Source organism: Butyricicoccus sp., from assembly GCF_050872565.1.
In the GTDB taxonomy this organism is placed as follows: domain Bacteria; phylum Bacillota; class Clostridia; order Oscillospirales; family Butyricicoccaceae; genus Butyricicoccus_A.
Genome location: NZ_JBNMHC010000507.1, coordinates 1 through 1,157, shown reverse-complemented (window position 1 = coordinate 1,157; position 1,157 = coordinate 1). Strand labels below are relative to the sequence as shown.

General features: G+C 57.1%; 2 protein-coding genes. Both read right to left on the bottom strand.

Going from position 1 to position 1,157, the window contains the following annotated elements:
- Nucleotides 1–884 (bottom strand): DNA-processing protein DprA (gene dprA, locus ACR0P9_RS12960; RefSeq protein WP_432620794.1); only part of this gene is annotated, 884 nt, incomplete at its 3' end.
- A 6-nt stretch (nucleotides 885–890) separates the two neighbouring features.
- Nucleotides 891–1,157: TrmH family RNA methyltransferase (locus ACR0P9_RS12955; RefSeq protein WP_432620792.1), on the bottom strand; the 267-nt coding region annotated here is incomplete at its 5' end.

Genomic DNA, 1,157 nt, shown 5'->3' with positions numbered 1-1,157 from the left:
GTATGCGCATCCGTCAGCTGATACTGCGACAAAATATCCGCCGGTTCCTGTACCAGCTCCGCCGCGCCCTGCCGAATCAATGCATTGCATCCTGCGCTGGACAGGCGGTTAATATCTCCCGGAACAGCAAACACATCGCGTCCCTGCTCCAGTGCCAAATCCGCCGAAATCAATGCGCCGGATTTTTTCGGTGCCTCTACAATCAGTGTGCCCCGACCCAAGCCGGTTATGATGCGGTTGCGCACAGGAAAATTCCTGCCGAACGGTTCTGTGCCGGGCGGGTATTCACTGATTACCGCGCCGTGACGAATAATATCTTCCATCAGCTGTTTGTGCTGCCACGGGTAGCACACATCGACGCCGCAGCCGAGAACGGCAACCGTCTCTCCGCCCGCTTCAATCGCTGCCCGATTGGCTGTTCCATCAATGCCCAATGCCATACCGGAGACGATAATCGCGCCGCGCTGGGCGAGATTTCCCGCAAAATGCCACGCCGCCTGCTTGCCATATTGGGTACATTTTCGTGTGCCCACAATGGAAATAGACAGTCGATCGGTAAAATCCGGCAAGGTGCCGCGCACATACAGCACAAGCGGCGGATCCGAAATCTCTCGCAGCAGCTCCGGATATGCTTCATCGTCCATCGTGAGAATTTGAATGCCCTGCTTGAGGCAGTCCGCCTGAATGTGCTCGGCAACCGTCAAATCCTTTTCCATCAGCGAATCCAGCTTATGTTTCGTGAGCCGCGGAATGTCCACAAACGCCTGCCGATCTGCCTGCCAAATTTCCTCCGGCGAGTCAAATCGTTCGAGCAGGCGGCGGCTGAACCGTGCACTGCATCCCGGCCGCGTTGCCAGCCACAGCCAATAGGTAACGTTCGTCATTGGCGATCAGCCCTTTCTGCTCATCTCATACATGATAATGGAGGCAGCGACTGACGCATTGAGCGACTCCGCGCGGCCATCCATCGGAATAATGATTTGCTGGGTGCACAGAGCGGCGGCTTTTTTGGTGATGCCGCGTCCCTCATTGCCGATCATCACGGCAGCGCGCGTCAAATCCACGCGCGTCAGCGGCACGCTGCTCTCGCTGAGTGCTGCGGCGTACAGCGGCAGATTCTGTTTGTCCAAAAACGCCACGGTCTGCTCCAATGTCGC